This is a genomic window from uncultured Mediterranea sp., from assembly GCF_902493215.1.
Lineage (GTDB): Bacteria > Bacteroidota > Bacteroidia > Bacteroidales > Bacteroidaceae > Bacteroides.
On sequence record NZ_CABUOL010000002.1, the window covers coordinates 142,556 to 166,943 of the forward strand.

The window sequence follows — 24,388 nt, forward strand, 5'->3', positions numbered from 1 at the left end:
TTGCAACCGATTTCCTATTAAACTTTCTTGTATGGTAGCAATCAGTGACGCCGCCTTGCGTCGGGCGGCAAGCGAAGGAATGGACGCGTTCATCAAAGTTTTTGCCGATGCCTATATGGAGGCGATGGGCGGGCAGTTCACGCCGCAGGGCATGTCGTTGCTCACGGGCGAGCAGCACAGCCTGCTGGCCTATCAGCTGTTTCGCGACGAAGTGATGGAGGGCGGCTTCTGCCAGCTCATCCAGAACGGTTACGGAGGCTACATCTTCGACAATCCCTTTGCCCGTGTGATGCGTCTGTGGGGGCTGTCCGACTTGTCCAAGCTCGTTTATGAAGCCAGGAAAATCTACGATGCCCATCGGGCGGACTTGGAGCGCGAGCGTACGGACGAGGAGTTTATGGCCATGTATGAGCAGTACGAAGCCTTCGACGATCTGGAGGATGAGTTTCTGGAAAAGGAGGAGCAGTTTACGGCGATGGTCGCTTCTTATGTAGATGACCATATGGAACTCTTTGCCGAAGTGGTATAGGTCGGCTTTCAGCGACTTTCGTTTGTGGTGGACAAAACATTGCTTTCTCCTCGGCAAAGCATTGTTTTTCCGTCGGCAAAGCGGTGCTTTTCGCAAGATTGATGTCTCTTGAAAAAAGTTAAGGATGTTGAATTGGGGTGGTTGAAGTTCAAATAAATGCTAATTTGGATTTTTTTGATGCAGTATTTGTGTGTAAAAAGAGTTTTTAAAATAAATGTGGTATATTAATTTGTTTATATTTGCACTAATATAAATCTTGGTAGAAAATATCAATTTTAAAATTAAGTATATGAAAGTTGTAGTAAAAGTTTTTTTTGTTTTTTTTATGTCGTTTATGTATTCTTGTGAACGGCAGGAGGGAGTTATTGATGAATTAGTGGTAAATTCTAATAATCAAGTACTAACAAAAGCAACAAGTTCTATTGCGGATTTTGACCCATTGGAGGAAATAAAAGGCGTTCCTATAAATATAGTTAATGTAGGGAATTCAACTTTGAAATATTTGTCTGCTGAAACAAATGGTGCTACGGTTAAATTAGTCAGTGATGATGATGGATCTGGAAGACAGAGATGGTATTTAAATAGTAATGGGGAAGTTGAATTAAAAAAAGGAAACAATATGTGTGGAAGTTCTTCTTACCCAGTTATATTATCGGGCGATAAAGGCGTTTATGAGTTTGATAATCCCACATTTCCCGTGCTTCAATGTGATAATCGATTTGATTCTTATGGAGTTCGATTTGTTTCTGCTGATGATAATTACCAAATGGACTGGAAGGCTTTGCGTATAGGAGCAGGACGTATTCCTTTGCATTTACAACCATCATCGGAGAATAGTGCTGATTTGACATATAAAGAGAATTTGTTTGGAGATTATTCACAATGGCAGATAATACCTGTGGGCGAATATAGGCTGGTGGGTATACAATACGAAAAGGCTGTTGATTTAGGTGATTATGTGATGGAAATTCCTCGTTATTGTACTAGTGTACTGATTAAAGATGAGAATCATAGTATTGAACATAATTTGGAAGTTTCGCAGTCTTTTTCGATTTCTAGTACCTTTTCTGAAACTGAAGGTCTTACTGTCCAAAATCAGCAAAATTATAAATGGGGATTTGAAGTGCCATTAGCTTACATTTCATTTGGAGGTGATGTAAGTAGTACTGTGACATCTAGTAGTTCTGCTTCTTTTGGGGAAACAATTAATAAGTTGGTTTCAATAAAACATTCATTTAAGGTAACTGTTCCTCCTCATTCTCCATGTCGTATAAGTATATTTGAAATGATGTATAGTGCAAGTTTGACATATGTTTTAACAGTTGAGAAGGTTAGTGGAGAAGAACGTGGCAAACAATTTAGAGTAAAAGGAAAATGGGGGGGGATTGTTTGCTCTGATTTATATTATGAAGTTTATGATATGGATAATGATTCATTATTACATACAAGTGTTATTCCGTCAGATGTTGACCATATTATTATTCCTGAAAACGCATTTGGAAATAGATGATAGTTATTATTGATTTAGTTCATCTATGGAATATAATTTGAGATTGTACATCAATATCAATCATAAAGGAGTTAATATGATTGTGTAAATTTGCTATGAAAATTAATGCAATAGAATTTAGTGCTAATTATAAAATGAAACAATAATGAAAGGATATTTGTTTGCTATGAACATTATTCTGCTTATTTTTGCAGGATTATTTATGACTTCATGTTTGAATTCGGAAAGTGAATCTTTGTATGACGGTGGTTTTTTGGCCAAGGTTGAGTATGCTGGAGGACTGTGGGGAGAAGCTATCTTCAGTGATGCTGCTGGTAATACTTATAATGCAAGTGAGGAATCCGTGCGAAAGATGGAACAGGCAGGTTTTGATTTTGATGGTGTAGAAATGGCATTTATTTATTTCAAATGGAGTATAGATGAAAACGGTAACCCGATAACTCCTCCTGTTGCCAATACGGATACGCCACAAGAATATGAAATAGAGTTAGTAAATATTGCCAAGGCGAATACAGCTGATGTGGAGAACGTGAATACGATGGAAGATTTGGAGAGTTACAAATATGAAACAGCTCCTATTACTTTGATGAATATGACCGGTAACAATGGGAATTCTGTAAAATTTGATTTTTATGGAAATAGTCGTATGTTATATATGTATGCTTGTTGGTTTTTGACTAATGGTCAGGAAGAATTTGAAAAACATAATATTCGTTTGGTATATGTACATGATGAATTGTCAGCTGATGCGACAGATTTGAAACTTTATCTTTGTCATGATGAGGGAGATGATGATGGTGCTAGTGCATTATATCAAAACTGGTATGGTTTCCGTATAGATAATGCATTGTATGATTTTGAACAGACGACGGGACATCTGCCTACAAGCATCACGTTATCTATGTATGAAGATGCCGATTTGACTGGAGGGGCAACGATGCCTACAAAACGTACAGATTATACTAACACTTATGATGATTTGAATTGAATTATAAGGAACTTTTAAATATAACCCTGCGACTGATTTCCTCCCCGGCGCAAGCCTGGGAGGAAATTCGTTTGGAAGAGGATAGGCGGAAAGTCTTTACGGCTTTTGTCTATCCTATGATTGGTTTATGCGGGTTGTCCGTCTTCATCGGTGCGTTGCTCACGATGGGGTGGGGCGGTCCGCAAAGTTTTCAGTACGCCATGACGCGTTGCTGTGCCTGTGCGGTAGCCCTGTTCGGCGGTTATTTTCTGGCCGCTTATCTCATCAACGAAATCAGCATCCGCTGGATGTCGATGCCCGGCCGTCTGCCGCTGGTACAGCAGTTTGCCGGCTATTCGCTGGTGGTAGTCTTCCTGTTGCGGATTATCTTGGGCATTCTGCCCGATTTTCAGGTCATTGCGATGCTTCTGCAATTCTATACCGTCTACATCGTGTGGGAAGGTTGTGCCCGCCTGCTCAGTGTGTCCGACGTCCACCGCCTGCGTTTCACTCTGATGGCTTCCGTGCTGCTCATTGTCTGTCCGTCACTGATTGAGTGGGTATTCAACAAGCTGACGGTTGTGCTGAACTGACGGCAGGCATCCAAACTCAAAAACTTAAAAACTCATCAACTTCAATGAAACAAGCCCCTGTAAACATAAAGAACAAGCGTGCGACGTTCGATTACGAACTGATTGACACCTATACGGCCGGCATCGTACTGACGGGAACGGAAATCAAGTCCATCCGTCAGGGCAAGGCCAGCCTGGTCGATACTTTCTGCTACTTTGCGGGAGGCGAACTTTGGGTGAAGAATATGCACGTGGCCGAGTATTTCTACGGCTCGTACAACAACCACAACGCCCGCCGAGAGCGTAAGCTGCTTCTCACCCGCAAGGAGTTGGAGAAGCTGGAGCGTACGTCCAAGGACCCGGGCTTTACCATTGTGCCCGTCCGTCTCTTCATCAACGAAAAGGGACTGGCCAAACTGGTGGTGGCTCTGGCAAAAGGCAAGAAACAATACGACAAACGCGAAGCGCTGAAGGAAAAGGCCGACAAGCGCGACATGGACCGCATGTTCAAACGATAAAACCGATTTTATGAAACTGGAAGACCTGGTGCGCCGACGCATCCTTATTCTGGATGGTGCGATGGGCACCATGATACAACGATACAACTTGACAGAGGCCGATTTTCGTGGCGAACGTTTCAAAGAAATACCCGGATTGCTGAAGGGCAACAACGACTTGCTCTGCCTTACCCGACCCGACATTGTGTCGGACATCCATCACAAATACCTGGCTGCCGGTGCCGACATCATCGAAACCAATTCGTTCAACGCCACGCGCATCAGCCAGGCCGACTATCATGTGGAGCATTGCGTGCGCGACATCAATCTGGCTGCTGCCCGGCTGGCCCGTCAGGCGGCCGACGCCTGTTCGACGGCAGAGAAGCCGCGCTTCGTGGCCGGTTCCGTAGGTCCTACGAACAAGACCTGCTCCATGAGCCCCGACGTGAACAATCCTGCCCATCGTGCCCTTACCTTCGACGACTTGGCCGATGCCTATCGCGAGCAGATGACTGCCCTGCTGGAGGGCGGAGTCGATGCCTTGCTGATAGAAACCATCTTCGATACCCTCAATGCCAAGGCTGCCCTCTATGCGGCAGAGCAGGCGATGGAGAAGGTAGGCCGACGTGTGCCGCTGATGTTGTCCGTCACCGTGTCCGATACGGGCGGTCGTACCTTGTCGGGCCAGACGCTGGATGCCTTTCTGGCCTCCGTACAACATGCCGATATCTTTTCCGTGGGTCTGAATTGCTCGTTCGGTGCCCGTCAGCTGAAGCCTTTCCTGGAGCTGTTGGCTGCCCGCGCCCCCTATTATATCAGTGCCTATCCCAATGCCGGCCTGCCCAACAGCCTGGGGCAGTACGACCAGACGCCCGACGAGATGGCTCTCGAAGTAGGCGAATACGTACGCGAAGGGTTGGTGAACATCATCGGCGGCTGTTGTGGTACGACCGAAGAATACATTGCCCGCTTTCCTGCTCTGGTGGAAGGTGCGGCTCCTCATACACCTGCCACCCCGTCAGAACACCTGTGGCTTTCCGGCCTTGAACTGCTGGAAGTGAAGCCCGAGAACAATTTCGTCAACGTGGGCGAGCGGTGCAATGTGGCCGGTTCGCGCAAGTTCCTGCGGCTCATCAATGAAAAGAACTACGAGGAAGCCCTCGGCATTGCCCGCCGTCAGGTGGAAGACGGGGCACAGGTCATCGATATCAACATGGACGACGGCCTGCTCGATGCCCGTCAGGAGATGACGACCTTCCTGAACCTGATAGCTTCCGAACCCGATATTGCCCGTGTGCCGGTGATGATCGACTCCTCGAAGTGGGATGTCATCGTGGCCGGATTGAAGTGTGTGCAGGGCAAGGCTATAGTCAACTCCATTTCGTTGAAAGAAGGAGAAACCAAATTCCTGGAGCATGCCCGTCTGATTCGTCGTCTGGGTGCAGCCGTGGTAGTGATGGCTTTCGACGAGCAGGGGCAGGCCGATACCTACGAACGCCGTATCGCCGTCTGTCAGCGTGCCTACCGTCTGCTGGTCGATGAAGTGGGTTTCCGTCCTTCGGACATCATCTTCGACCCCAATGTGTTGGCCGTGGCTACCGGCATGGAGGAGCATGACAACTATGCGGTCGACTTCATCCGTGCTACGGGGTGGATTCGCCGTAACCTGCCCGGCTCTCATGTCAGTGGAGGTGTCAGCAACCTGTCGTTCTCTTTCCGTGGCAACAACTATATCCGCGAGGCCATGCACGCTGTATTCCTTTATCACGCCATCCGCGAGGGTATGGATATGGGCATCGTCAACCCCGCTTCGTCCGTCCTTTATACCGATATTCCTGCCGATGTGTTGGAGCGCATTGAAGACGTGGTGCTGAATCGTCGTCCCGATGCTGCCGAACGGCTCATTGAGACCGCCGAACGTTTGAAAGCCGAAAAGGAGGCGGAGAAGGCCAGCGGCGCTTCTGCTTCCTCTTCCGCCCAGCAGGCATGGCGCAGCGGCACGCTGGAGGAACGTCTGACCTATGCATTGACCAAAGGCATTGCCGACTATCTGGAAGAAGACTTGGCAGAGGCCCTGAATAACTACCCCAAGGCAGTAGACATCATCGAAGGTCCGCTGATGGCAGGCATGAACCATGTGGGCGATCTTTTTGGTGCAGGCAAGATGTTTCTGCCTCAGGTGGTGAAGACGGCCCGCACCATGAAGAAGGCTGTCGCCATCCTGCAACCGGCCATTGAGGCCGAGAAGCCCGAAGGCATGGCTTCGGCCGGCCGCGTGTTGCTGGCCACGGTCAAAGGCGATGTGCACGACATCGGCAAGAATATTGTCAGCGTTGTCATGGCTTGTAACGGTTATGAGGTCATCGATTTGGGCGTGATGGTGCCAGCCGAAGTCATTGTTCAGCGTGCCAAGGCCGAGAAGGTAGACATGATCGGGCTGAGTGGTCTGATTACTCCTTCGTTGGACGAAATGGTGCATGTGGCTTCGGAGCTGGAAAAAGCAGGGTTGGATATTCCCTTGCTGATTGGTGGAGCTACGACTTCGGCTTTGCATACAGCCTTGAAGATTGTTCCTGTTTACCATGCACCGGTCGTTCATCTGAAAGATGCTTCCCAGAATGCCACGGTGGCAGCCCGGCTGATGAATCCCCGTCTGAAGGAAGAATTCGTTCAGGAACTCAACCGTGAACAAGCCTCTTTGTTGGCAGGAAGCGGGGCAAAGCAGGCAGACCCAATATCGATAGAGCAGGCCCGCGAGAATCGTCTCGATTTGTTTGGCGGTAAATAGCGGGGCTTTTTATTGCAGAACATTCTTGTTTGCCGTCCCCAGTATCTTCATTGCGATGTCCATATACCGTGTGATGTCGGTCGTTATCTCGCGGTTGTATACGTCGCAACGCTTGCGGCCCAGACGCACGACAATGGCATCCAGGTCGGGGATGGCGATGATGTATTGTCCCAGCATACCGCGCAGGTAGGGGCAGCGCATGCCGTGATAGTCCATAATCCATGTCTGGAAACCGTAGTAGCTGAGTGTGTCCTTGCCCCATTGGTCTTTCAGGTACGAGGCGGGGCGCATCAGTTCGTCCATGTAGGCTTCGGATACCAGTTGCCGGCCGTGCCAGTTGCCGCGATGCAGCAGCAGGCGGGCAAAACGGGCCACGTCGCGCGCCGTGGTGTGGAAGCAGCAGAAAGCCTTCTCGTCACCGTCTTTCTTGTCCAGCAGCCAGTAGGCATCCCGTTCGGCCTGCATGGGTTTCCATAGTTTCTCTTCGGCATATTCGCTCAGGGTCTGGCCTGTGGCGGCCTCGATGACGAAGGCCAGCAGTTGCGTTTCGCCACTGCGATAGGAATATTGTACTCCGGGCTGGTCAACTACATCCAAGCCGGTTACCAGATCGTAAAGGTCGTTGCCATAATAACCGTGTGTCGTGACGGAGAAGAGCGAAGCATACGCCTCGTCCCACGCCATGCCGCCGCTCATGGTGAGCAGATGGCGCAGGGTGACATCGGCTTGCCTGCCTTTGTTATATATAGGTATATAGCGCGACACAGGGTCGTCCAGGCTGTGTATTTTCCCTTCGTTGAGTGCGATGCCTGCCAGCAGTCCCACGATGGTCTTCGTGGCAGAATAGATGTTCGAGGTCAGCGTGTCATTCCATCCGTCGCGGTAGCTTTCGAAGACGATGCTGTCACGACGGATGACGAGGAACGATACGGTGTGCAGGCTGTCCAGATAATGGGCATCATTCTTCTCTAGTTGGTAACGGTTATAGTTGGCAGAGAGAGGCCAACGCCACACGTCATCAGGGTTGTGGTGTACCGTGTGTCGGTGGAAAGTTTCGAGGTCGTCGATGACAGGCATCCAGTGGATGAGTGCCTGACGGGCGTAGTAGGGAAGGGAGGCAAAGACAATGGCAAGCACTGCTACCAAAGCGATGAGCAGGCGGAGGATGGTTCTCTTCTTTGTTTTCATAAGTTTACTTTTTATTCTGGATACTCAGGCAATATTCCGACGGTGTCATTCCTGTTTGTTTCTTGAACATGCGGCTCAAGTGCTGGGAATATTCAAACCCCAAGCTGTATGCTACTTGGGCAACACCTGTTCCACTGGCGAGTTGGTTCTTGGCTTCTTGAACGATGTATTGGCGGATATAATTGCTTGCTGTGTCTCCGGTTGTCTTTTTTATGAGATCACCGAAATAGTTGGGTGACATACAAAGCTTGTCTGCAAAATACTGGACAGTGGGCAAACCGAGCGATAGCTGTTGGTTATCATCGAAATAATTCCGCAATAAGTTATTAAACTTCATGAGTACATCTGAGTTTTCCGGTTCACGGGTCGTAAATTGTCGGTTATAGAACCTTTGGCAGAAATTCAACATCAGTCCGATGTAGTCTATGATAATCGCATTTTGAACAGCATCATGTTTATGCTCGATTTCCTGACGGGTTTGTCTCATCAGCGAAATGAATAAATCACGTTCCTCGTCGGTCATGTGCAGAGCCTCGTTGACGCGATAGTCGAAAAAAGAATAATCTTTGATTTTCTTTTCCAAGTACGTTCCCTGCAATAGGTCAGGATGAAATAGCAACGCCCATCCTGTCAGATAAACCTCTTCGCCGTTGTCTTCCTTACCTCCTATTTGGCCGGGAGCTACACAAATGAGTGTTCCTTTATGATAATCGTATTTTCCGCGACCGTATGCCAAGTCTATTTCTGATTCGTCGTGTAAGAATATACCATATACTCCATAGTTGTTCAGGCAATGGCGCACAGGCGATACTTCCGCAAAGTCGATGACGTTGACCCATGGATGAAAGTCTGCAGCACCGACATAGTGACTGTAATCACTCACATTTTTTACTTTCAATATCTTGCTCATGAAGCTTATATAAATTGGGTGTCCAACTACAAAGATAAGAATTTCCAGTTAGAAGAGGAGTAAGAACCAGTTTATATCAGTAAAAAGGATACAAACATTCCACTTATTGTCATTTCTGTCTTATAGGAGCTTTCTAATTTTGTATCATCTAAGATAAACTACCAGAGAATATGATAAGATTTATATTATGTACCATGCTTCTTTGTGGGTTGCTGTCATGCAACACGACAGAGAAAAGAGAAACGAATCATTCAAACATTATGGAAACAGAGAAACAGAACATTGGAAACTTGTTGGCACTCTATCCGAAGCCGATGACAGTTGTTGGGGCAGAAGTAGAAGGCAAAGTGAACTGGCTTGTAGTAGGGCATACAGGTATCATCGGTCATGACAGAATCCTATTGAGTATGAGCAAAAGCCATTATACCAATCAGGGAATCAGAAAATCCAAAAAACTCTCCGTCAGTCTCGTAAGCCGCGAAATGCTTCCGAAGGCCGATTATGTGGGGAGTGTAAGTGGAGCATCCGTTGATAAATCAGAGGTCTTCGAATATCATATAGGCGAAAACGGCACACCTGTCATCGATATCTCACCGCTGACAATGGAGTGTAATGTAGTAGACATTTACGAAACAGACGGATTCGACAATTTTATCTGTTCAGTTGTCAATACGTATGTCTCGCCCGATGTCCTTGGTGATAACGGAAAGCCCGACTATACCCGGCTGAAACCCGTATTGTTTGATTTCCCGACCTATTCCTATCTGGCTACCGGAGAAGTGATAGGCAAATGCCTCCAGTTGGACAATGCACCTGCCATGTGTGCTAAAGAACCGATGGCTGCCGACGGTATAGTACGGTTGTCGAAGATTGAAATCTATCCGCAGTATCTCGATGCGTATCTCAGGTATGCGGTGGAAGTCGGCGAAGTCTCTCTGCGTACCGAACCCGGAGTATTGACAATGTATGCGGTCAGCGAGAAGGAGAATCCCTGTAGGGTGACGATTCTCGAAACTTATGCGAGCAGAGAGGCTTATGAAAAGCATATCGCATCCGAGCATTTTCAACGATACAAGCAGGGAACATTGCACATGGTCAAGTCACTGGTTCTGTCTGACCAGACCCCGCTCAATCCGGCTAATCGGATCAACAACTTCATTCAGTAGAAATAACTAATAATTGTACGGAAACAGCAGTGTAAATACACTCCCTTCGCCGGGACAGGAACGCACGTCGATGGTGCCGCCGTGCTGGTGCATAATCTGGCGGGCCAGTGTGAGGCCGATGCCCGAACCGCCGGGTTTGGTGGTGAAGAAGGGGACGAAGATGCGTTCCTGAACCTCGGGCTCGATGCCGGTTCCGTCATCTGTCACGCGCAGGAAGAGGCGGCCCGTGGAGGTGGTGACACCTGCCGAGAGGGTGATACTACGGGCTTCGTTCTCGCGGGCGTTCTTGATCAGGTTGATGAGCACCTGCTCCACCTGCCCTTTGTCGGCCAGGAGGCGGAGCGGGGCGGGGGGCGGTGTGAGATGCAGGTCGTTGTCTTCGGTTTGCATGAAGCGGACGACATCTTCCAGCAGGGCAGTAGTGTCGAGAGGTTGCAGCAGGGGTGGGGGTAGGTGCGATACTTCCCGATAGCTGCCTACGAAGCGGGTCAGTGCGTTTCCCCGTCGGGCAATGGTGGCAAGCATCTGCTGCATGTCTTCCTTTTCTTGTTCATTCCCTTCCAGTCCTTCTACCTGCTTGCCCAGCAGTTCGGCCAGGGAGACGATGGGGGTGACGGAGTTCATGATTTCGTGGGTCAGTACCCGTATCAGTTTCTGCCAGGCCAGTGTCTCCTGGGTGTCGAGTGCCGAATGGATGTTCTTCAGGCTGGCAATGATCAGTTTCCGTCCTTGCAGGATGAATTCCAGGCCCGACAAGGCCAGTTGCGTACCTTCTTCCTGCCTGTGTACCTGAATTACGTGGAGTGAGCCAGGATGCAGATCACGTAGTAGCTGTGGTAGGTCGGGATGGAAGAGGCGGAGGTCTTCTACGGTCTTCGGAGCCTTCAGTACCCAGGTGTCTTTCTGCTGTTCGTCCACGGCGGAAGCCAGCAGGCGGGTAGCGGCCTCGTTTTTCCATTCGATGTTGCCTTGTGGCGTATAGACCAGTACGGCGGTGTCGATGTGGTTGGCCAGGGCCTGGAAGTAGAGCAGGCGGCCTTCCTTGCGTTGCAGGTTGGTGCGGTAGTGTTCCAGCGCCTCCTGCATGCTGTCCAGCAATTCGGGCGGCAGGCCGCGATGGCCACCTGTATGATTGCTGCCGAAGGCTTCGGGAAACTCGGAATAGCGCACCGATTGCACAAACTGCTCCATGAGGCGCGATGTGCGCTTCATATACCGGCAGACGGCCCAGGCAATGCCCAGCGTCAGCAGGGCGGCCAGGCACGTGTTGATATAGAAACCGTGTACTGCCATCCAGGCCGTGAGGAGGCACGAGGCCGGCAGGGCGGCGGTAAGCAGCAGGGGGGTATGGGTCCAGTGGGTAGAGGTCGTTTTCATCTGACAGAAATTTTTTGTTCACCACAGAGGACACAGAGTAGCACAGAGTTTTAAAAGGAATTACCAATAAAGAACTCCGTGTAACTCTGTGTCCTCTGTGGTGACCATTACAATTTATACTTCTCAATTCTTCGGTACAGCGACGTCCGCGTGATGCCCAGCATCTCGGCGGCCAGGGTGATGTTACCGTTACACAGGCGGAGCACTTCGTCGATGCTTTCGCGCTCGATGCGCTCCAGGTTGTAACGTTCCTTCTCGTCCAGCGGTTCGTGCGTCAGGCGGCTTTGCAGGTGGAAGTCGCGGGCGGCAAGCATCGGGCCGGAGGAGAGGATAACTGCCCGCTCCACGGCATGTTCCAGCTCGCGCACATTGCCCGGCCAGCGGTACTGCTGCAGTTGGCGGCGTGCCTCATGACCGATACCTTTTATCTCCTTGTGATATTTGCGGGCATAGCGTTGCACGAAGAAGTCGGCCAGTAGGAAGAGGTCGTCGCCCCGCTCGCGCAGGGGAGGCAGGCGGAGTTCGATGGTGTTGATGCGGTAGAGCAGGTCCTGGCGGAACTCGCGGCGGTCGATGGCGGCATAGAGGTCGGTGTTGGTGGCACAGATCAGCCGCACGTCCACGGGATAGGCGGCAGTGGAGCCCAGGCGCGAGGCACGCCGCTGTTCGATGACGGAGAGCAGCTTGGCCTGCATGGGCAGGCTGAGGTTGCCTATCTCGTTCAGGAAGAGTGTGCCGCCCGCGGCTGCCTCCATGCGTCCCGGTTTGGAGCGGCGGGCATCGGTGAAGGCACCTTTCTCGTAACCGAACAGCTCGCTCTCGAACAGCGGTTCGGGAATGCTGCCCAGGTCGATGGCTACGTAGGGTTTCGTGCGGCGGGGCGACTGCTCATAAATGTAGCGGGCCAGCAGGTCCTTGCCCGTACCGTTCTCGCCCAGCAGCAGGAGGTTGGCATCGGTGTCCGAGCACTTGCGCACGGTTTGTAGCAGGGCCTGCATGGCGGCCGACTCGCCGATGATGTGCGTCGGTTCGGCAGGTGTGGCCAGTGCTTCGGCCTGTTGTTCGAGGGTCTTCTTCTGTTCCTTGAGCACCTTTACCTCGTGCCGGCTGAAGCTGAGTTGCAGGGCGGCGGACACGGTGGCCAGCAGTTTGTCGTTCTGCCAGGGCTTGGGGATGAAGTCCGTGGCTCCCTGCTTGATGGCCTGCACCGCCTTCTCCGTGTCGCTGTAGGCGGTGATGAAGATGACTACCGCCTGCGGGTCGAGTTTCAATATCTCTTCCAGCCAGGCGAAGCCTTCGCGCCCGCTGACGGCGTCACGGCGGAAGTTCATGTCCAGCAGGATGACGTTGTGCCTGACGCGCGATAACAGGGGCAGCATCTCGCGCGGGTCGTCGAGGGTAGTCACCTGTTCGGCCAGCGGGCGCAGCAACATCTTCAGGGTAAAGAGGATGTCTTCGTTGTCGTCTACGATGAGTATCTTTCCTTTTTTCATGGAGGCTTTGTTTTGCACCACAGATTACACGGATTGGCACAGATTATTTTCTCGCGATAATCATAAAATCTGTGTTCATCTGTGTAATCTGTGGTGCCTACAAAGATAGTGATTCTTTTCTGATAATCCCTGTACGAAAACGTGCGATTGGTGTACGGAATCGGACGTTTTTTCTCTTTCCTTCTGATAATAAGCAGTTGATGGATAGCAACTTGATGGTTTGGCACAGATATTGCCCTGTTTTCTTTGTAAATCGAATGTATATCGTGATGAACAGACTTTCTTTACCTTTACTGGTCTTGCTTCTGCTGGCCACAGGAACCTCGTGCAAGCAACGTCGTCCGGGCATGAGTCGGGAAGAAGCGGCGGCCGAACTGGAGATGCAGGCCGCCCGCACTGACTCCCTGAAACGGCAGTTGGCCGGGAAAGACACCTTTGCCGCCGATTATCGACCACCTGCGGGCATCAAGTATACACCGAACATCATCCGCGCCGGGGTGAAGGTCATCGACGTGGTCGCAGCCTTGAAGAACGTGTATCAACCGAAACCCAACGAACTGGGTTATCCGGACTTCCGGCCTACGGGGGTGGAAGATATGTTGTATCCCGCCCCGTTGTTGCAGGTGGAAGGCCGGTGGTTGTTGCAAGGTGTCCAGGGGTTGTACCTGCTTGGGAATGATTTCCGGCTGAAGAAAACGCTTTTCCGCGGCAAGGTGGATGTGAAGCACGAAGGCAGTGTGTCGTTTGCATCCCCGAAACAGGTGTTGGGGGTTATGGATTACGATGCTTCGGCCCGCATGTTGCGTGGCACTTACCGTGACTTCACCGGCGAAAAGCGCGGCACGTATATCGTCAACCTGCCATGGGACGTCTTGTCTGACGTTTCCGAACCCTGGACAGGTGACTGTCTGACTGCCCGCCTTCCTGCCAAGGGACAAGGTTCCAGTCCTTGTGCCATCGAGGGAGGTTACTTCTGCCTGCTTTCCTTCACTTCCACCCTCTACACCTTCGGGCTGAAGGGCGACACGCTGTGCCGTTTCACCGTGAACGACGGCGGCGACTATACGCCTACGTCTACCTATCGGGCGGCAGAGGGAAATCACATCTATCTGTATCAGGGCAAGCCCCGCCTGCGCATGGCTTACGACAACACCGTCTACGAACTGACAGATGTTTCCACGTTGAAAGCTGTCTGGCAGTTGGACTTTGGTCCGCTGAAGCGTCCCACGGGACGGTATGTCACGGAGAAACTCTCCAATCCGCTGGAGGGGTACTGGTTCGTAGACGGGTGGGTGGAGACCAGCCGTTATCTCTTCCTACGCCTGGCCGAGGGACACGATTGCCCCAACTCCCGCAAGGCGGGCACGGTGAAACTCTATACGCTGGTCCATGACAAGCAGACAGGTCATTCTTATTCCCTGCCGCCTGCGCACAACAAGCAGGGACTCGTGGCCTATCCGGAGTTTTCCTTTGCATGCGAAGGCCGCACCTTTTCCGGCTATCCCGCCGGCGAGGCAGACGGGAAGTTGTACCTGGTGGACAACGGGAAGCGCGCCGACGGAGAGCGTGTCGCTCCGAAAGGTGTGACAGAGAAGGAGGTTGTGATTTGCTTCTTGTCCGATACGTCCATATCCCGAAAGACCACAGGTACGCCTCCTCCGCCGCTACCGCCTCCTTCCCGCTGAGGAAGCGGTGCCGGATATAAACGAAGGATAGAATAACGCATGAGGATGTATAAGTTGTAAGAGAATGCAATGAATTATTCTTACAAGAGAAAACATCCTGTACCTCTTGGCTCTATTCTTCCCGAAAGATGGGTTTCAACCCTGGGGGGCTTATGTTTGAAACATTCGGCCCCTATGTTTGAAACATTCCCCCTCTATGTTTCAAACATTCCCTAAGGAACGGTTTGGAGACCTGAAAAGCGGAGTTGGACAAAGAGGGAGGAACGATGGTAATTTAAATTTATACAGGACTGGCATGCCATCCTAATTCACATAACTTATAAACTTAATGAACCTTATGCTAAGACATTACATCAAAGTGGCGCTTCGGCTCATCCGCCGGAGCCTGCTGTTCTCCTCCATCAACCTGATGGGGTTTGTGCTGGGCCTGACGGCGGCCTTCCTCATCTACCTGTGGGTGGTGGACGAACTGACGCACGACGACTGCTTCCGCGACGGCAACCGTATTTTTCGTGTGACGGAGCTTCACCGCGAAGCGGGTGGGGAGATTAAGGAGTCACCCTACCTGCCGCGTGTACTCGCCATGGACTTCCGGCAGAAATTCCCGCAGGTGGAGGACGCCACGTCCATCAAGTACGGCGACCGGCACTCGTATGGGGCGGGGGAAGGAAAAATGATAACGGCGGAAGATGTCTATGTGGACAGTACGTTCTTCCGTTTCTTCTCTTTCCCCGTGGTGGAAGGCGTCCCCCAACGCATCAACGACGATTCGAAGAATGTGGTCCTCTCTGCCGAACTGGCCCGCAAGTTCTTCGGTTCGGCCCCGGCTGTCGGGCAGAAGCTGACCTATTCGTTCGGCGACATCATCAACGATGTCTATACGGTGGTGGCCGTGGTTGACATTCCCCGCAAGAGCCACATCCGCTTCGATTTGGCCAAGTCGATGGATGCGTTCACCTGGGGCAACTGGAATACCTTTACGGAATCTCTGCACGTTTATGTCAAGATGAAGGAAGGCTCTGCCATGTTCCGCAGCGAGGCACAGGCCATGAGCCGTCTGATGGCCGACCGTGGCGAGAAGAATGTGCGCCTCAATTTCCAGCCCCTGCACGACATCTACCTGCATACCCGCTTTGCCGACTCCAATGTGAAGCAGCACGGCAACCTGGCTACCGTCTATCTGTTCATCGCCCTGGCGGTGCTCATCATCTTCATGGGAGCGTTCAACTTCACCACCCTGTCCACCGCCCGTGCCTCGCTGCGCTACAAGGAAGTGGGCGTGCGTAAGGTGACGGGAGCCAAGCGACGGGTGCTCATCGGGCAATTCTTGTCCGAGGGGATGGTACAGGCGTGCATCGCCCTGCTGCTGGCTTTGGCGCTGACGGAGCTGACGCTGCCCCTGTTCAACCGGGTGATGGAGACCGACCTGCGGCTGGAGGCCAGTTGGAGCGTGGTGTTCTACATGCTCTTCGGCATCGTGGGCGTAGGTTGCCTGGCGGGCAGCTATCCGGCCTTCTACCTGTCGTCCGTCAACCCGCTGCTGGCCTTCAAGGGCGGTCGCAAGACGGGGCGCAAAGGCGGGCTGATACGCGGGCTGGTGTGCGTGCAGTTTGTCATCGCCCTGGTGCTGATGCTGCTCACGGGTATCGTCTTCAAGCAGCTGCACTACATGCAGAACAAGGACATGGGGTTGGACAAGGAGAACATTGTGACTATCTACACCAGCCTGTGGTACAACGTGGGCGAGTTCAAGCAGGAGCTGCTGCGCAATCCCGACATCAAAGGTGTCTCCATGACAACCGATCTCGGGAATTTCGGCGAAGGCACCAGTTTCAAGGACGGAAGCAAGGTGGAGTGGACCGATGTGGACGGCCGCACCGACTCCCTGCGCATGGTACAGCTGTGGGCCGACGGCGATTTTGTGAAGACCTTCGGCATGGAGCTGGTGAAGGGCAAGCTGATGGACTCCGACTTCAGCCAATACTGGGACTTCAGCAAAACGAAGACTGTTGTCATCAACGAGACGGCCTGGCGTGCCATGAAGGTGGCCGACCCCATTGGGATGGAAATCCGTCCTGAGGGACGCAGACCATTACGCATCGTGGGGGTGGTGAAGGACTTCAACTTCCAGTCCATGCGCGAGCAGATCAAGCCTGCCTACATCTGGTACAGCCCCGAAGCCGTGCAATACCTCTACATCAAGATAGTTCCCGAACGGCGGCAGCAGACACTGGCCTTTATCAAGGAGAAGTTCGAGGAGTTCGCCAAGCGCGACGATGCCTTCATCAAGGAATTCAGCTACCAGTTCTTCTCCGACAAGCTGAACCAGAACTATGCCCGCGAGCACCAGCAGAGCCGCATGCTGCTGTTCTTCACCGTGCTGGCCATCGTTATTGCCGTGATGGGCGTGTTCGGCCTCGTGGCGCTCTCCACCGAGCAGCGCACCAAGGAGATAGGCATCCGCAAGGTGAACGGCGCACATTCCGACCGCATCGTGCGCATGTTCTGCCGCGAGTACCTCGTCTGGGTGGGTATTGCCTTCGTGGTGGCCTGCCCCGTGGGTTACTGGCTGATGAGCAACTGGCTCAGCGAGTTTGCCTATCAGACGCCCATCAGCTGGTGGCTCTTCCTGCTGGCCGGCCTGCTGACGGCGGCCATTACGCTGCTGACGGTCGTAGGGCAGACGTGGCGCAAGGCGTCGCAGAATCCGGTAGAGTCGTTGAGATACGAGTAATATAACGGTTAGCGGTGAGGGGTGAGCGGTTAGTATGCCATTCGGATGACCGCTAACCACTAACCACTAATCACTAACCACTAAAAAAACTTGGAAATGAATAACGTAATCAAGGCCGTGGGCCTGACCAAAATATTCCGCACCGAAAGCGTGCAGACAACCGCATTGAATGAAGTGAACCTGGAAATCTATCCGGGCGAGTTTGTAGCCATCATGGGCCCGTCGGGCTGTGGCAAGTCCACATTGCTCAACATCATGGGCCTGCTGGACAATCCTACCTCGGGCGAATTGTGGTTCATGGGGCAGGAAGTGTCCAAGTGGAAGGAGAACGACCGCACCGACCTGCGCAACGGCAACCTGGGCTTCGTCTTCCAGAGCTTCAACCTGATAGACGAACTGACGGTGTTCGAGAACGTCGAACTGCCCCTGCTCTATGCCGGCGTACCCGTCCGCGAACGGGTGGAGCGTGTGAACCGTGCCCTCGACCGCATGCAGATTACCCATCGCTCGGAGCACTACCCGCAGCAGCTCAGCGGTGGCCAGCAGCAGCGTGTGGCCATTGCACGTGCCATTGTCACCAATCCCAAAATCATCCTGGCCGACGAACCGACCGGTAACCTTGACTCGGCCAACGGCAACGAAGTGATGTCCTTGCTGAAGGAACTCAATGCCGACGGCGCCACGGTAGTCATGGTGACCCACTCCGAGGAGAACGCCCGCGAGGCACGCCGCATCATCCGCATGATGGACGGCGTCATCCTGACGGAAAGCTCGACGAGGTGACGGGGTGCCACTTCTTGTCTGCAAATATTTGTCTATAAGAGTGTGGTTATGGCAGAATAATGATTATCTTCGTTGTCGTTTAATTCGTAAACCTGTATAAACATGAAAAAACTGACTGTTCTTTTTGTCGTGTCGGCCGGCCTGTGGCTGGCCGCCTGCCGTCCTGCCGCACAGAAGCAGGAGGGTAGTGTGCAACAGGAAACATCTGCCGTTTCCGATTCTGTAGTTACATGTAGCGGGCGCCTGGTGATGGGGCACGAAGCCTATTCGTTCACTCCCGACGGCGATACCCTGTCCTATTGGGTGGTGGACCGTTCGGGCGAGCTGAAGAAACGTTACGAGGAGGCTCTTCCGGCTGATGCCAAACCCTACACCCCTGTTTCCGCCGAATTGAAGGTGAAGATGATGGGGCCTTCGTCCGAAGGCTTTGCCGCCGACTATGATGGCGTGGTAGAGGTGCAGGCGATTATTCGCGTGGGCGAGTAGGTTCACCGCCTGCCTTTCGGGCCAGTTCGGCACGGATGCGGCTCAGCGACTGGGGGGTGATGTAGAGATAGGAGGCGATGTGCTTCAGCGGTACATGTTGCAGCAGCTCGGGCATGCGTTCGAGCAGTGACAGATAGCGCTCCTTGGCCTGTGTGGCCCCTTCGTTGATGAGCCGCTCCTCGAATACCAGAAATTCCCGTTCGAACATCCGCCGTCCCAGGTTGGCAGCTGCTGCCGACGAGTGGAAGAAGGCTTCCAGCTCCTGCCTGCCGATGCGGTAGAGCAGGCTGTCGCTCATGGCCTCGATGGACGTACCCGACGGCCGTCCGCCCATATAGCCGCGGGTGGAGAAGAGCGATTCGCCCGTGGTGGCAAACCAGATGCTCACGTCCACCCCATTGCGCAAGTAATAACCGCGCCAGATACCCTGGCCTATCAGATGGAACGAGGTGTTGAGTTCGCCTTCGCGCACCAGCATCTCGCCGCGGCGGTAGGTCACGGGTTCCATCAGCGCCAGCAGGGAAGCGGCGTCCTTGCTGTTCAGGTTGTATTTCTTGCTGAATATATCGACGAATTTTTCCATATCTCTTTATTTTCATTCTCCGAGTTTCTCTTTCCTCTTTCTGCCCCGGCAATAGATGGTCAGCACGAAGAGCAGCGTCAGCGTCTCGGCGGCAGGTACGGCCAGCCAGATGCCGGGTACACCCATCACGGCGGGCATCAGCCAGAAGCACAGCAGCACCAGGATGAAGCCGCGCAGCAGGGTGACGGCCATGGCGGGGCGGTCGCGCTCCACACTCTGAAAGTAGCCGATGGACACAATGTTCACGCCGAAGCACACGAAGCCGGCGGCAAAGAGCGGAAGTCCCTCCACGGCGATGCGGTAGGCCGGATAATGGGTATCGACAAACATGCCTACAATCTGCTCGGTGAAGAACTCCGTGACGAGGAACACCACCACGCCGCACACCACCGCCGTCCACAGGGCCAGGCGGAAGGCCGACCGTACCCGCTCGGGTTGCGAGGCTCCGTAGTTGTAGCTCAGGATGGGCTGTGCCGACTGGGCGATGGCATTATATACCATAAAGATGATGGGGAAGAAGTAGCAGGCGATGCTGAAGGCCGCCACGCCGTCCTCGCCCAGGTAGCGGATGAAGACGTAATTGCCCACGAACATCATGGTAGCGATGGCCGCTTCGCACAGGAAGGTGGAGAGGCCCAGGCGCATCATGTAGCCCACGTTGCGCACCGTCAGCCGCAGGCTCTTCAGGCTCAGCTTGATGCGCTCCAGGCGGATGACGTGCCGGCGTTGCAGGAGGTAGAAGAGAATCATCAGTGCCCCGAAGATGTAGCCCAGGCTGGTGGCCAGTGCGGCACCGAACATGCCCCACCGGAGGACGTAGATGAACAGCCAGTCGAGGAAGATGTTGATGAGCGCGGCCACGATGTTGCACGTCATGGCATAGTTGGGCGAGCCGTCGAGCCGCACGAAGAACATGCCCGAGCTGAGCAGCGCGCTGAACACCAGGAAGGGCACGAACCAGTACATATACTCCACGGCCAGCGGGAGCAGCCGATCGCTGCTGCCCAGCAGGCGGGCCACCTGCTCCACGTTGCCCAGGATGGCCGCGGCATAGGCAATGAGCAGCAGGGACGAGACGATGACGGCCTGCGTCACGTTGATGCGAGCCACCTTCGGCTTGCCGTGCGACAGGTGGATGGACGCCACGACCGACGCCCCAATGCCGAACATCAGCGCCACGCCCGTATTGATGAGGAACAGCGGAGCGGTGATGTTGACCGCCGCCAGCGCGTCGCTGCCGATGCCCTTGCCCACAAAGATGCCGTCCGTAATGATGAAGATGGCCGAAAACACCATGCCCAGCACGGTGGGTATCAGCAGCTTCCTGAACAGGGTGGGGATGTGCATGCTGCCGAAGTCGATGCTGTCTTTCAGCGGAGTGTGATTGTCGTTTTTCGTTGTCATAGCTCTTTTCGTTTTTGCGGGTGCAAAGGTAAGCCAAAGTTTGGCGCGGAAGATTAACAAATGATAATTAATTCCTCCCCGCTGCCCCATTTCCTTCCGGATAGCGGCTTGTTTGTAAACAAAAGTGAGCCTCCTTGCTATGCTCCCCTTTTTCAGGTGCAACCTGAATACTTTTCAGGTCCTACCTGAAAGCCTTTCAGGTTAAACCTGAAGACCCTTCAGTCCCTACCTGAAAGGTATTCAGGTCGTGCCTGAACAAAACCTGAAAACCTTTCAGGTAAAATCAAGGGTGCACCTGAAAAAATCGATACTGATTATCAGTGAAATACGGATTCGTTGGCATGGGGAAGCCCTTCTGCCGGCCGATGAGGGAAGCAGGGATGGGGAGAAATCTGAAAACAGGCAAAAAGAGATTTTATTCGTAAATAATTTTCAGGACTACGGCCGGGGCGTGTCTTCTGTCGCTTCCTCTTCCAGCCGTCGCAGGGGGCGGCAGGGATTGCCCACGGCCAGCGTATGGGCGGGGATGTCGCGCGTCACCACGCTGCCTGCGCCGATGACGGCTCCGTCGCCGATGGTTACACCCGGCAGGATGACCACGTTGCCGCCTATCCACACGTTGTTGCCGATGCGGACGGGGTAGGCATACTCCAGGCCTGCGTTGCGGCGGCCGGTGTCGAGCGGATGGCCGGCAGTATAGATGCCCACGTGGGGGGCGATGAAGACGTTGTCGCCGATGGTGACGTCGGCTCCGTCGAGGATGACGAGGTTGGTGTTGGCAAAGAAGTTGCGGCCGATGCGGATGTGGTAGCCGTAGTCGCAATAGAAGGGCGAGATGATGCATCCGCCTTCGCCCATGTGCACGATGCGGCGTATCAGGCGGTCGCGCTCGTCCGTGCGGTCGGGCGGCAGGAGGTTGTACTCATGAAGCAGGCAGCGCGTCTGCAGCATTTCCCGTTGCAGTTCGGGGTCGTTGTTGGCATCGTAGAGCAGGCCTTCGGCCGCTTTCTGTTTCTCTGTTTTCATCGGCAGGAATATTTTTGGGGTAAAGTTAGCGCATATATGCGGAAAAACGATAATTTTGCCCGCGATAAATCTTTCAGTCACCCGTATGGAAAGGGTCTTGGTAGTATCGAACTCGAACGAGCTGGTCAGGATGAAGCCGGAGCGGATAGCCTATATCTCCTCGGACGGCAACTATGTGACGGTGGTGCTTCACGACCGCACGGAGCACGTCTTTGCCTTCAACCTCCTGCGCATGCAGAAGCTGGTCGAGACCCAGCTGGCCGAAGAGGCGGCCTGCTTCATCCGCATCGGGAAGAGCCTGATCATCAATCGCAACTACATCTATAAAATCAATCTGGCGAAGCAGGAACTGGTTTTGTCGGACAGCAGGCTGGACGGGGCTTTCAGGCTCTCGGCTTCGCGCGAGGCCCTGCGGCAGCTGAAGGAATTGTTGGAAAAGGAGGCAGGATTATGAAGAGACACGAAGAAGACGAAATACAGGTATTGGGTCAGGCTGGCGGCGGACGAAGGCGGGGAGGCGGCAAGCGCTTCCTTGGGTATCTGTTGCCCGTGTTGGCTGTAGCCCTTCTGATAACAGGCTGGTTTCTCCTCAGGAAAACGGCCGTTTCTCCACAGGAAAACGATGCTTTCCCCCTGGAAAGCGACCTGGCCCTTCTGGAAGACGGGCAGCAACCCGCGGCGGGCGTGGCGAAGGAGGTGCGCATCAGTGTCGTGGACGATACGGTGAACGACGTCCCGATGCAGGTGTTTGTCATCGAGGGAGCCGAAGCGCGCCTGTGCATCGGGCGCCCTGCCGTGCAGGACACGACGGTGCTCATGGCCCTGCCTGCCGCCGATGTGCGCAAGGACAACCTGGGCATTGTGGGCGACTTCGTCTTGGACGGCCGCCGCTATGGCAACGGCAAGCGGAAGGAGGGCTATGGTGCCCTGCTCGAAGGGAAGCTCTTTCTGGGTGTTTCGGCTTCGGACACGGTGATGAACTATTGTGCCTCGCGGCAAGGTTCCTTCTTCAGGCAATATGCGCTGGTGGCCGACGGGAAGATATGGCCCAACCGCCTGAAGGGCAAGTCGTTGCGGCGGGCGGTGGCGCGGAAGGCCGACGATGCCCGCGTCTACGTGGTGGTGAGCCGCCAGCGCGAGTCGCTCTACGACTTCTCGGAAGCCCTGGCCGACTATGGCATGCGCGACGCCCTCTACCTGCCCGGCGGCGATGCCTATGCCTTCTGCAAGGTGGGCGGCGACACTCTTTTCCTGGGGCTGTCGGAAGAGCATGTCTACCCCAACACGAACTATCTGGTCTTCGGCCGGTGACATTTCGTGTGTCCAACACGCCATTTCATACATTATAAAGTATACTTCATAACAGGCGGCATCCCTCGGCTTGCAGGCATGGTGATTTTTACCTACTTTTGTCGTGCAGGCCGATGGCAAGCGTCCGACGCCTGTTGCGTAAGGGAGAAACTGGACCGAATGTTATAAACTATTTAAACTATACTGGAATGAAAAGAAACTTTATCTGTCTGGCCGCTCTGTTGTTGCTGATGTCGTGCGGCAGCAAGCAGGCCAAGAGCCCCGACAAGGCCGAAACCCCTATTGGAGCGAGCGATGCCGCCCAGGGCTACACCTACTCCAAAGTACTCGACAAGAAAATCCGCATCTTCGAGGAAGGCGCACGCATCCTGTCGGCCACCGATCCGCAAGCCACGACGGCAGGCTATGTTGTGTTTCCGTCCGACTCGTCCAAGGCAGAAGTGTTTCTGCCGCAGGAAACCGTTGTATTGGACAAGCGCGTCCGTCCCGACGGCACGGCCGTATGGAATGTGGAGGACGACGATACCTACATGCTGGAAAAGTGTTTCGACGAGTGGCTGGTGAGCCGGGGTGGAAAGGTGCTCTATGCTTCGACCGGCTGTGAGAACCAGCTCAAGGCCGAATTCGTGGGAACGAAAGGGGAAAAACTTTCCGCCATCTTCTTCACGCGGGCAGGAATGGCGCAAATCCGCTACAACGGCATCGACTATCTGCTCCGCCAGTATGTCACCGCATCGGGCTACGGCTATCGGAATCCGCTGGCCGACATCAGGGGAAAAGGAAAGCAGGTAACCCTCACGCTCACGGGGGACGGTACATCCATCAACTTCGTGGAGCAGGAAAAATAACTCGAAACAATCAATCTATATAAGAAGATATAAATCATGAAAAAGACGATGATGCTGGCCGTGGCTGCCGGCTTGTTGGCCTCGTGCCACACGGCCACACAAAAAGAAGAGAGAGAGTTCGTTGGTAACTGGTTGGAGGTGATGCCCGTCAACTCCCAATTCACGCAGGGAGTGACGCTGAACGCCGACGGCACCGCTGCTTCCATCGGCATGGCTACACTGAAGTATGAATCGTGGAGTCTGGCCGATGGCAAGCTGGTGCTCAACGGCAAGAGCATCGGCAACGGGCAGACGCTGGACTTCTCGGACACGCTGGACGTGGTTTCCGTCACGGCAGACTCCCTGAAGCTGGGCAAGAACGGTACCTACCGCATCGACTACTATCGGGTGGAGGAAGTACCCGACTTGAGTAAGAACTGACCATGCCCGGCCGCGACTTGCGGCCGAGCATGACTCGAATTTGAACTACACTCTGCAATTGCAATAGACTTTCGTTGGCAGGCTGCGGGCTTTTTCGTACTTTTGTGCTTT

The 24,388-nt window shown here is 53.4% G+C and carries 22 protein-coding genes; 15 read left to right on the forward strand and 7 right to left on the reverse strand.

The annotated features are described in order from the left end of the window. Positions 1-31: 31 nt before the first annotated feature. The 6 genes from RDO88_RS01870 (at position 32) to metH (ending at position 6,863) form a co-directional block, all read left to right on the forward strand. Positions 32-529 (forward strand): DUF4375 domain-containing protein, encoded by a 498-nt coding sequence (locus RDO88_RS01870; protein WP_307757739.1) that lies wholly within the window; start codon positions 32-34, stop codon positions 527-529. 289 nt (positions 530-818) lie between these two features. After that, positions 819-2,039 carry a hypothetical protein gene (locus RDO88_RS01875; RefSeq protein WP_307757740.1) on the forward strand — a complete coding sequence of 407 codons (1,221 nt, stop codon included), beginning with the start codon at positions 819-821 and terminating at the stop codon, positions 2,037-2,039. Positions 2,040-2,184: 145 nt separating this feature from the next. Next, positions 2,185-3,027: a hypothetical protein gene (locus RDO88_RS01880; protein WP_307757741.1), complete on the forward strand. Its 843-nt coding sequence runs from the start codon at positions 2,185-2,187 to the stop codon at positions 3,025-3,027. Beyond that, positions 3,024-3,599 carry a YIP1 family protein gene (locus RDO88_RS01885; protein WP_307757742.1) on the forward strand — a complete coding sequence of 192 codons (576 nt, stop codon included), beginning with the start codon at positions 3,024-3,026 and terminating at the stop codon, positions 3,597-3,599. The genes RDO88_RS01880 and RDO88_RS01885 overlap by 4 nt, the downstream gene beginning before the upstream one ends. 44 nt (positions 3,600-3,643) lie before the next feature. Then, a complete protein-coding gene (smpB, locus tag RDO88_RS01890; protein WP_307757743.1) occupies positions 3,644-4,096 on the forward strand; it encodes an SsrA-binding protein in 453 nt (150 codons plus the stop codon). Positions 4,097-4,106: 10 nt separating this feature from the next. Continuing rightward, positions 4,107-6,863, forward strand: coding sequence for a methionine synthase (gene metH, locus RDO88_RS01895; protein ID WP_307757744.1), 2,757 nt, complete (start codon positions 4,107-4,109; stop codon positions 6,861-6,863). A gap of 9 nt (positions 6,864-6,872) precedes the next feature. On the opposite strand, the gene RDO88_RS01900 is transcribed toward metH, so the two are convergent. Both RDO88_RS01900 and RDO88_RS01905 read right to left on the reverse strand, forming a co-directional pair. Continuing rightward, positions 6,873-8,051 carry a serine hydrolase gene (locus tag RDO88_RS01900; RefSeq protein WP_307757745.1) on the reverse strand — a complete coding sequence of 393 codons (1,179 nt, stop codon included), beginning with the start codon at positions 8,049-8,051 and terminating at the stop codon, positions 6,873-6,875. Positions 8,052-8,055: 4 nt separating this feature from the next. After that, entirely contained in the window at positions 8,056-8,961 is a 906-nt protein-coding gene (locus RDO88_RS01905; protein ID WP_307757746.1) for a helix-turn-helix domain-containing protein, read from the reverse strand. A 170-nt stretch (positions 8,962-9,131) separates the two neighbouring features. Here RDO88_RS01905 and RDO88_RS01910 point away from each other — a divergent pair, with 170 nt between their 5' ends. Then, complete coding sequence (locus tag RDO88_RS01910; protein WP_307757747.1) at positions 9,132-10,127, forward strand: flavin reductase; 996 nt, start codon at positions 9,132-9,134, stop codon at positions 10,125-10,127. 6 nt (positions 10,128-10,133) lie between these two features. On the opposite strand, the gene RDO88_RS01915 is transcribed toward RDO88_RS01910, so the two are convergent. Continuing rightward, on the reverse strand, positions 10,134-11,504 hold the full coding sequence (locus RDO88_RS01915) for an ATP-binding protein (protein ID WP_307757748.1): 1,371 nt from the start codon (positions 11,502-11,504) through the stop codon (positions 10,134-10,136). A 107-nt stretch (positions 11,505-11,611) separates the two neighbouring features. Next, complete coding sequence (locus RDO88_RS01920) at positions 11,612-12,997, reverse strand: sigma 54-interacting transcriptional regulator (RefSeq protein ID WP_307757749.1); 1,386 nt, start codon at positions 12,995-12,997, stop codon at positions 11,612-11,614. Between the two features lie 269 nt (positions 12,998-13,266). Between RDO88_RS01920 and RDO88_RS01925 the strand changes: the two genes are divergently transcribed. The 4 genes from RDO88_RS01925 (at position 13,267) to RDO88_RS01940 (ending at position 18,685) form a co-directional block, all read left to right on the forward strand. After that, positions 13,267-14,682: a DUF4933 domain-containing protein gene (locus RDO88_RS01925; protein ID WP_307757750.1), complete on the forward strand. Its 1,416-nt coding sequence runs from the start codon at positions 13,267-13,269 to the stop codon at positions 14,680-14,682. A gap of 337 nt (positions 14,683-15,019) precedes the next feature. Continuing rightward, on the forward strand, positions 15,020-17,416 hold the full coding sequence (locus tag RDO88_RS01930; protein ID WP_307757751.1) for an ABC transporter permease: 2,397 nt from the start codon (positions 15,020-15,022) through the stop codon (positions 17,414-17,416). Positions 17,417-17,512: 96 nt separating this feature from the next. Further along, the gene (locus RDO88_RS01935) at positions 17,513-18,199 is read left to right on the forward strand and encodes an ATP-binding cassette domain-containing protein (protein ID WP_307757752.1); all 687 of its coding nucleotides are present in this window, start codon (positions 17,513-17,515) and stop codon (positions 18,197-18,199) included. Between the two features lie 102 nt (positions 18,200-18,301). Further along, the gene (locus RDO88_RS01940; RefSeq protein WP_307757753.1) at positions 18,302-18,685 is read left to right on the forward strand and encodes a hypothetical protein; all 384 of its coding nucleotides are present in this window, start codon (positions 18,302-18,304) and stop codon (positions 18,683-18,685) included. Here the strand turns inward: RDO88_RS01940 and RDO88_RS01945 are convergent. From RDO88_RS01945 to RDO88_RS01955, 3 genes are all read right to left on the reverse strand, one after another. Next, positions 18,666-19,268: a Crp/Fnr family transcriptional regulator gene (locus RDO88_RS01945; RefSeq protein WP_021848150.1), complete on the reverse strand. Its 603-nt coding sequence runs from the start codon at positions 19,266-19,268 to the stop codon at positions 18,666-18,668. The two genes, RDO88_RS01940 and RDO88_RS01945, sit on opposite strands and share 20 nt — an antisense overlap. Before the next feature lie 12 nt (positions 19,269-19,280). Further along, positions 19,281-20,642, reverse strand: a complete 1,362-nt coding sequence (locus tag RDO88_RS01950; protein WP_307757845.1) for an MATE family efflux transporter — start codon at positions 20,640-20,642, stop codon at positions 19,281-19,283. Positions 20,643-21,110: 468 nt separating this feature from the next. Next, a complete protein-coding gene (locus tag RDO88_RS01955; protein ID WP_307757754.1) occupies positions 21,111-21,698 on the reverse strand; it encodes a maltose acetyltransferase domain-containing protein in 588 nt (195 codons plus the stop codon). 85 nt (positions 21,699-21,783) lie between these two features. Here RDO88_RS01955 and RDO88_RS01960 point away from each other — a divergent pair, with 85 nt between their 5' ends. From RDO88_RS01960 to RDO88_RS01975, 4 genes are all read left to right on the forward strand, one after another. Beyond that, complete coding sequence (locus RDO88_RS01960) at positions 21,784-22,152, forward strand: LytTR family transcriptional regulator DNA-binding domain-containing protein (RefSeq protein WP_021848147.1); 369 nt, start codon at positions 21,784-21,786, stop codon at positions 22,150-22,152. Next, positions 22,149-23,009, forward strand: coding sequence for a phosphodiester glycosidase family protein (locus RDO88_RS01965; protein WP_307757755.1), 861 nt, complete (start codon positions 22,149-22,151; stop codon positions 23,007-23,009). Before RDO88_RS01960 ends, RDO88_RS01965 begins: the two co-directional genes overlap by 4 nt. A gap of 188 nt (positions 23,010-23,197) precedes the next feature. After that, positions 23,198-23,857 (forward strand): MliC family protein, encoded by a 660-nt coding sequence (locus RDO88_RS01970; protein ID WP_307757756.1) that lies wholly within the window; start codon positions 23,198-23,200, stop codon positions 23,855-23,857. A gap of 36 nt (positions 23,858-23,893) precedes the next feature. Continuing rightward, entirely contained in the window at positions 23,894-24,277 is a 384-nt protein-coding gene (locus RDO88_RS01975) for a lipocalin family protein (RefSeq protein WP_307757757.1), read from the forward strand. Positions 24,278-24,388: the final 111 nt, after the last annotated feature.